Origin of the sequence: Terasakiella brassicae (genome assembly GCF_014641495.1) — a bacterium.
Taxonomy (GTDB): domain Bacteria; phylum Pseudomonadota; class Alphaproteobacteria; order Rhodospirillales; family Terasakiellaceae; genus Terasakiella; species Terasakiella brassicae.
In genome coordinates this window covers 39,929-47,137 of record NZ_BMHV01000025.1, presented here as the reverse complement: position 1 = coordinate 47,137, position 7,209 = coordinate 39,929, and the positions used below count along the sequence as shown (strand labels likewise).

Genomic DNA, 7,209 nt, shown 5'->3' with positions numbered 1-7,209 from the left:
CCCCGATGGGCTCAACCGCTTCAGGCACCGTCAGGGAGGTGTTGCAACACCTCCCTGACAAACAAAAGAGGCAGAAAGATCATAACAAATCTTTCTGCCTCTTAATGTATAAGCCCCCGGCCAGAAACAACCCGATGGCCCAAAAAACATCCAATCCCTTGGTACCTTCCGGGACCAGAACCAACGACACCGCCGCAAATAAGGCCCCACCGCCAAAAGCAATAACAAAATGGCGAAATTCCTTTTCCAGCCAGTTCGGACTGATATGTTCAACCTTCGCCAAATAGGCCCCAAGCGGAATTGTCACACCGGCAAAGGTCGAAAAAAGAAGAGCCGTCACCCAGGCCGGATATTGATCCAGAAATGCCATGTCTTGCCCCACACGTTATAATCATTTGAGTATAAAGGGATTATTATTTAATGAGAAGGACATCTTTGTCTTCACAGGGTATGCTTTTTATTTTCGAATAAACGCCCTATTGCGGCTTTCGTGCAATGATAAACAAGGCTTGTGATTTACTAGGTTGCCAGTCTTCTGCAATTTGAAAACCGGCATCGATAAAATCCTTTTTCAGCTCATCAACACGAAAAAATTTTACAGCAGGCAGAAAACCAAAAAAGCTTCCCACCCCGACAATCACTTTCAGCCACAAAAAACCCTGCCCCAGACAGGCTGTGGAGCTGATAAAAACACCCCCCGGTTTCAACATCTTGAAAATACGGTGAATGGCAACGGCTTTATCCTCCAGCAAATGCAAAATATTATGGGCAAGGATGACATCATACCTCTGGTTCTCCACCGCCATTTCATCCAAATCACTGCAGTCAAAGCTGATATTGTCAACGCCTGCCTTTTGGGCTTTTTCCTGTGCGATTTCCAACATATTTAATGAAATATCCACCGCCCGAATATGACGAACACAAGGGGCCAGATGGATCGCCGTTGTCCCCGTCCCGCACCCCAATTCCAGCATCTCGACATCCTTGTTGAGATAACCCCGCGTCTGCTGCAACTTTTTTTGATAGGCATCTTCATTGGTTACTTTGCGTTTGGCATATTTGTGCGCAACACGGTCCCAAAATTGGTTTTGTTTTGTCATATCTTCGACCTCACATACATATTTCGTCGCAGCTTACGCGATCTCAAACAAATGTGAATTGCATAAATATTTAGTTATAGTATGCATATATGCATGGAATGGAAATCAATTACCTTTGACTGGAACCAAATTCGCGCTTTTTTAGTCGCCGCGCAAGAAGGATCCTTCACCGCTGCCAGCAAAGCCTTGGGCGTGACCCAGCCCACAGTTGGGCGCCAAGTCACCGCCTTGGAAGACCACCTTGGCATCACATTATTTGAACGCATGGGCCGCACATTGGAACTGACCCAGACCGGGGTTGACCTGTTACAACATGTGCAGGCAATGGGGGAGGCCGCCGCCCAAATATCGCTGACCGCATCGGGGCAATCCCAAAGCATCGAAGGACGGGTTTGTCTGTCGGCAACCAACGTCTGGGCCGTTTATTTCCTGCCTGACATTCTGGTAAAAATCCGTCAACGTTATCCCGCCATTCAACTGGATATTGTCGCCTCCAACGCCCTAAGCGATTTAAAACGACGCGAGGCCGATATCGCCATTCGCCATGCCCGCCCCACACAGCCTGACCTGTATGCCCAACTGCTTTATGAAACCAACGCGCATTTGTATGTCAGTGATCGTTATCTGGAAAAATTTGACTGCCCGCAAAGTCCTGACGATTTAAAAGAGGCTTCCCTGATCGGTTTTGATCAATCCAACCGTCTGCTGGATTACTTTCAGTCCATTGGCTGTCCGGTAAGTGAACGAAACTTCCCCATAAGATCGGAAAACGGTCTGGTCGCGTGGGAAATGGTCAAACAGGGATTAGGGATCGGCATCATGGTACAGGAAGTCGCCGCACGCACCCCCGGTATTCACCGGATATTGCCGGACCTGCCCGGCGTTCCCGTTCCTGTCTGGCTGGTCACACATCGTGAACTTAAAACAAACCGCCGGATCAGGGCCGTGTTCGAAAGTGTGGCAGAAAGCTTTCGCACCTCTTGAAAACCCCCGTTACATTGCGTTACAGGCAAGCCTGTTTTCTGAAATAAAGCGGTAACATCAACAGATTAGACTGCTTTTATTCAAACGCTTTCCTCATTGGGGTAGGAAAAATGATCAAATTTCTTAAAACACATGGGACCACCCTGACGGTTGGCCTTTTCCTTGTCTCCACGATTTCAGGTGTTTTCCTGTTTTTCCATTTATATTCAAGCGCCTTTCATGCCATGCACGAATGGCTTTCTATGGTGTTATTAATCCCGGTTGGCTTTCATCTGTGGCGCAACTGGCCCGGCTTCATGGGATATTTCAAAAGAAAAACCATCTATATCCCGTTGGTTCTTTCCCTTGTGGCCAGCCTCGCCTTCGCCTATCCGGCTCTGACAAACAATGGCGGAAACAAAAACCCGATGCGCGCCGCCATCGGTGCCCTGCAAAACGGAACCGTGGCCCAAGTCGCGCCCTTGTTTAAACTCACCCCCGAAGCCCTGAGCCAACAACTTAGCGCCAAAGGATATAAAATCACCAGTTCCACACAGACCTTGGCCGACATCGCCCAATCCTCCGGCAAACCCTTAGGCCCCTCTCTGGTCACAGATTTATTGCCTGCCCGGAAGTAAGAAGCAACATCAAAAAAATATCCCGGATAAGCATTGCGCTGATCCGGGATATTTCTTTTAAATCCAAGGCTGGTCCTCCGCTTTCGCGAGGGATGACGTTATCGTGGGTTAACGCGTCAGTGGCTTGAATTTCAAGCGGTGGGGTTGATCGGCATCGGCGCCGAGGCGGCGTTTGCGATCGGCTTCGTAGTCTTGGTAGTTTCCTTCAAACCAGACGACTTCGGAGTTGCCTTCAAACGCGAGGATATGGGTGGCGATACGATCGAGGAACCAGCGATCGTGTGAGATCACCACGGCACAACCGGCGAAGTTTTCAAGGGCGTCTTCCAATGCGCGCAAGGTATCGACGTCCAGATCGTTTGTCGGTTCGTCAAGCAGCAGCACGTTGGCTTCTTCTTTCAGCATTTTCGCCAGATGAACGCGGTTACGTTCCCCACCGGAAAGCTGGCCGACTTTTTTCTGTTGATCACTGCCTTTAAAGTTAAAGCGCGACACATAAGCCCGGCTTTGCATGGAACCTTTACCCAGTTCAATCACATCCAGACCGTCTGAAATTTCTTCCCAGACCGTTTTGTCATCTGCCAAGCTGTCACGGCTTTGATCGATATAACCAAGCTTGACCGTTTGCCCGACCGTAAATGTCCCGGCATCTGGTGTTTCCTGACCTGTAATCATACGGAACAACGTGGTTTTACCCGCACCGTTCGGCCCGATAATCCCGACGATGCCACCGGCAGGCAGGTTGAATTCAAGGTTTTCATAAAGCAGTTTATCGTCAAAGCCCTTGGCGACACCTTCGGCCTTGATAACCACATCCCCCAAACGCGGCCCAGCCGGAATGACGATTTGCGCGTTATTGATCTGCTCTTTAATATCTTTGTTAAGCAGTTCTTCGTAAGATTTGATACGGGCTTTGGATTTGGCCTGACGGGCTTTCGGGGATTGTTTGATCCACTCCATCTCGTGATCCAAAGTCTTTTGGCGCGCGGCTTCTTCTTTGGATTCCTGTTCCAGACGTTTTTTCTTCTGTTCCAGCCATTGTGTGTAATTGCCCTCGTAAGGAATAGCGCGGCCCCGGTCCAGTTCCAGAATCCAGCCTGCGACATTATCCAGGAAGTAACGGTCGTGGGTAACAGCGACAACAGTGCCTTCGTAGGTTTCAAGGAAACGTTCCAACCATGCAACCGATTCTGCATCCAAATGGTTTGTCGGTTCGTCAAGCAGCAACAGATCGGGTTTTTCCAGCAGCAGTTTACACAAAGCCACACGGCGTTTTTCACCACCGGACAGTTTATCAACCGACCAGTCCCCCGGCGGGCAACGCAGCGCATCCATCGCAATTTCGATGGTGCGTTCGATTTCCCAACCGTTTGAGGCATCAATGCGTTCCTGCAATTCGCCTTGTTCAGCCAGCAGTTCGTTCATCTCGTCATCTGTCATGGGTTCCATGAACTTGGCGCTGATTTCGTTGAAACGATCCAGATCGCGCTTGGTTTGACCCAAGGCCTCCATGACGTTTTCCGCAACTGTCTTGGTCGGGTCCAGTTGTGGTTCCTGCGGCAGATAGCCGACTTTTGCCCCATCGGCGGCCCATGCTTCGCCGTTATATTCCGTGTCCAGCCCCGCCATAATGCGCATCAGGGTCGATTTACCTGTGCCGTTGTGACCCAGAACACCGATTTTTGCACCCGGCAGGAAGGAAAGGAACACATCCTCTACAACTTTTTTGCCGCCCGGATAGACCTTGGAAAGGCCCTTCATAACATATACGTACTGATAAGATGCCATCGTACCTTAATATCCAAATGTAAAATGAAAGATGATTTGGATAGTCTTTTAGCAGGACTGCGAGGCTATGTCATGCCTATAAAAACGTGTTATTATGCAGAAAAAAGGATTATAAGACCTCTAAAAAAAGAAACAGTCTATATTCAGGGAGTTAAAATGACCAAATCGGTCCTTGTCGTGGATGACGAACCCAATATTGTTTTGTCACTTGAATTTCTGATGACCCAAGCCGGATACGAAGTCCGTATCGCACGCGATGGAAACGAAGCACTGGAAGCCGTTGTTGAAAAAACACCGGACCTGATCTTACTGGACCTCATGATTCCGGGACGTGACGGTTATGATGTGTGTCAAACCTTGCGCCGATCCGAAGAATGGGCCGCCATCCCCATTATTATGCTGACCGCAAAGGGACGGGAAGTGGAAAAAGAAAAAGGCCTCGCCCTTGGGGCAACCGATTATGTGACCAAGCCGTTTTCCACCAGCGAATTGACCAAACGGGTCAAGGAACTGTTAGGCGACGCGTAAAACAGGCGCTGTTGTGGTCGTGGCAAAGGAGGGGATCCATGCTCAGGCGTATTTCAAAATTAAGCTTGCGTGTCCGCACGTTGCTGTTTTTCGCCCTTTTGGGATTCTTCTGTCTGTCCATAATCGTTGCCAGTTTTTATTTCGCCTTTGACCATATCCAGACCCATAACGACCCGGCCGACAGCCTGCTGTTGTTCGGACTGGGGGCAACGATTGGAATCGGTTTATCCATCATCGCCATCGGGGCCCTGTTCGACCTGAACGTTGCATCCCCCATTCAGGGGCTTATCCGCGATATTCAAACCATCCTGCACAGCAACAAAAACCACCGTGTTGAGGTTTCATCGGGGCGTTATCTGGACCATTTGCCGGAAACGGTGCGCGACCTCGCCCGCCAGTATCGCCGCCAACGCCTTGAAATCGATCAGGCGATTAAGGAGGCAACCGCCAAAACCGTTGACCAAAAGAAAACACTGGAAGCCGTTTTAAAGGATTTGTACGAAGGGGTTATTATCTGCAACCTCAACAATCAGGTCTTGCTTTATAATCAACGCGCCCTTTCCCTGTTGCATGTCAGCGGGGATATCGGACTGGGGCGTTCACTCTTCAGTGTAATTGACAACCCGCCCTTGCTGCATTCGCTTCGCCGTCTGCGCAATCGTTTGGCAGAACACCGCCACGAAAAGCACCCGGAAGGCCTCAGTACCTCTTTTGTCTGCGCAACCCGCGATGGTCGTTTTACGCTGGAAGCGCGCATGACCTTGTTGTTGGGTGATGAAGAAAACATCCCGGTCAGCTATGTCCTGACCTTTCACGATATTACCGAAGAACTGGGGGCGTTGGGGAAACGGGACCATCTGTTGCGCGAAGCCACCGAAGGCCTGCGCCAACCCATCGCCAATCTGCGTGCCGCTGCGGAAATGGTAACAAAAAACGACGAAATGCCCGAACAAATGCGTACCCGCTTTCAAAATGTACTGTTGGAAGAAAGTCAGAAACTTTCTGAGCGGATTAATCGCTTGGCAGGCGATTATCACGGTCTTGCCACCGGGCATTGGCCAATGGCCGATATTTATTCAGCCAACCTGCTCAGCCTCGTCTCCTTGCGCCTGAAGGATGAAAAAAACATCACTGCGATGATGACCGGTATTCCCTGTTGGCTGCGCGGGGATAGCCATTCCCTTGTGCTGGCACTGGATCAGATCGTTCACAACATCCATAAAATCACCGGGGCGCGGGATTTTGATCTGCAATCCGTGCAACGCAATGAGCGCATTCATATTGATGTCATCTGGTCCGGCAAGGAACTTTCCTCAGCCGAGATTGATAGCTGGCTGGACATCAACTTGCAGGAATCCATCGGCGGTATGAGCCTGCGCGACATTCTGGAACATCATCGTTGCGAGATGTGGAGCGAACGAATGGAAAACGGCTGGTCTCGATTGCGCCTGCCCATGATGACGGCACAACGCCCAATGGCGGATAAGACCAGCGAAGATTTGCCCGCCCGACCGGAATTTTATGATTTCTCTTTGCTCAATCCCTCCGATAAACCGCTGGGTGAATGGGGGGAACGCCCGTTAAGTGACTTATCTTACGTGGTTTTTGATACAGAAACGACAGGGCTTAAACCGTCCGGCGGTGATGAAATTATCGCATTGGCAGGCGTACGCATCCTCAATGGGCGCATTTTAACCGGGGAATCCTTTGCCCGTCTCGTCAACCCCAATCGCAAAATCCCCAAATCATCCATCAGATTTCATGGTATCACGGATGATATGGTTAAAGATAAACCACCTGCACAAATCGTTCTGCCGCAATTCTTTGAATTTGCGAAAGACACGGTTTTGGTTGCCCATAATGCGGCCTTCGATATGAAATTTCTGCACCTCAAACAGGATGAATGCCGATTGAATTTTGATCATCCCGTGCTGGATACCTTATTGCTTTCTGTGTTGCTGCATGACCATAAAACGGAACATTCCCTTGATGACATCGCCCGTCGTTTCGGTATTGAAATCGAAGGACGCCATACCGCCATTGGCGATACGCTGGTCACCGCCGGTATTTTCCTGCGCATGATACCGATGTTAAAGGCACGCGGAATTATCACGCTTAACGATGCGCTTCGCGCCAGCCATAAAATCGTTGAAGTGCGCGCCCAACAAGCGCAATTCTAAGGAGCCTTCCCC

Annotated in this window: 7 protein-coding genes; 4 read left to right on the top strand and 3 right to left on the bottom strand. The window is 50.0% G+C overall.

Features of this window, described 5'->3' with window-relative positions; genetic code table 11:
* Positions 1-79 precede the first annotated feature (79 nt).
* Both IEW74_RS14395 and IEW74_RS14390 read right to left on the bottom strand, forming a co-directional pair.
* Complete coding sequence (locus IEW74_RS14395; protein WP_188666447.1) at positions 80-370, bottom strand: ZIP family metal transporter; 291 nt, start codon at positions 368-370, stop codon at positions 80-82.
* Positions 371-476: 106 nt separating this feature from the next.
* Positions 477-1,100 (bottom strand): class I SAM-dependent methyltransferase, encoded by a 624-nt coding sequence (locus IEW74_RS14390; RefSeq protein WP_188666445.1) that lies wholly within the window; start codon positions 1,098-1,100, stop codon positions 477-479.
* A gap of 93 nt (positions 1,101-1,193) precedes the next feature.
* On the opposite strand from IEW74_RS14390, the gene IEW74_RS14385 reads away from it, so the two are divergent.
* On the top strand, positions 1,194-2,084 hold the full coding sequence (locus IEW74_RS14385) for a LysR family transcriptional regulator (RefSeq protein WP_188666443.1): 891 nt from the start codon (positions 1,194-1,196) through the stop codon (positions 2,082-2,084).
* A 110-nt stretch (positions 2,085-2,194) separates the two neighbouring features.
* On the top strand, positions 2,195-2,701 hold the full coding sequence (locus IEW74_RS14380) for a DUF4405 domain-containing protein (RefSeq protein WP_188666441.1): 507 nt from the start codon (positions 2,195-2,197) through the stop codon (positions 2,699-2,701).
* 108 nt (positions 2,702-2,809) lie between these two features.
* Here IEW74_RS14380 and ettA read toward each other — a convergent pair whose 3' ends face one another.
* Positions 2,810-4,489, bottom strand: a complete 1,680-nt coding sequence (ettA, locus tag IEW74_RS14375; RefSeq protein WP_188666438.1) for an energy-dependent translational throttle protein EttA — start codon at positions 4,487-4,489, stop codon at positions 2,810-2,812.
* Positions 4,490-4,645: 156 nt separating this feature from the next.
* On the opposite strand from ettA, the gene IEW74_RS14370 reads away from it, so the two are divergent.
* Entirely contained in the window at positions 4,646-5,017 is a 372-nt protein-coding gene (locus IEW74_RS14370) for a response regulator transcription factor (protein WP_188666436.1), read from the top strand.
* Between the two features lie 38 nt (positions 5,018-5,055).
* Positions 5,056-7,197 (top strand): exonuclease domain-containing protein, encoded by a 2,142-nt coding sequence (locus IEW74_RS14365; RefSeq protein ID WP_188666434.1) that lies wholly within the window; start codon positions 5,056-5,058, stop codon positions 7,195-7,197.
* Positions 7,198-7,209: the final 12 nt, after the last annotated feature.

What these genes read in the sequence shown, in the direction of transcription:
- IEW74_RS14395 (WP_188666447.1), bottom strand. Translation starts at nt 370, where the DNA reads ATGGCATTTCTGGATCAATATCCGGCCTGGGTGACGGCTCTTCTTTTT.
- IEW74_RS14390 (WP_188666445.1), bottom strand. Translation starts at nt 1,100, where the DNA reads ATGACAAAACAAAACCAATTTTGGGACCGTGTTGCGCACAAATATGCC.
- IEW74_RS14380 (WP_188666441.1), top strand. Translation starts at nt 2,195, where the DNA reads ATGATCAAATTTCTTAAAACACATGGGACCACCCTGACGGTTGGCCTT.
- IEW74_RS14385 (WP_188666443.1), top strand. Translation starts at nt 1,194, where the DNA reads ATGGAATGGAAATCAATTACCTTTGACTGGAACCAAATTCGCGCTTTT.
- IEW74_RS14365 (WP_188666434.1), top strand. Translation starts at nt 5,056, where the DNA reads ATGCTCAGGCGTATTTCAAAATTAAGCTTGCGTGTCCGCACGTTGCTG.
- ettA (WP_188666438.1), bottom strand. Translation starts at nt 4,489, where the DNA reads ATGGCATCTTATCAGTACGTATATGTTATGAAGGGCCTTTCCAAGGTC.
- IEW74_RS14370 (WP_188666436.1), top strand. Translation starts at nt 4,646, where the DNA reads ATGACCAAATCGGTCCTTGTCGTGGATGACGAACCCAATATTGTTTTG.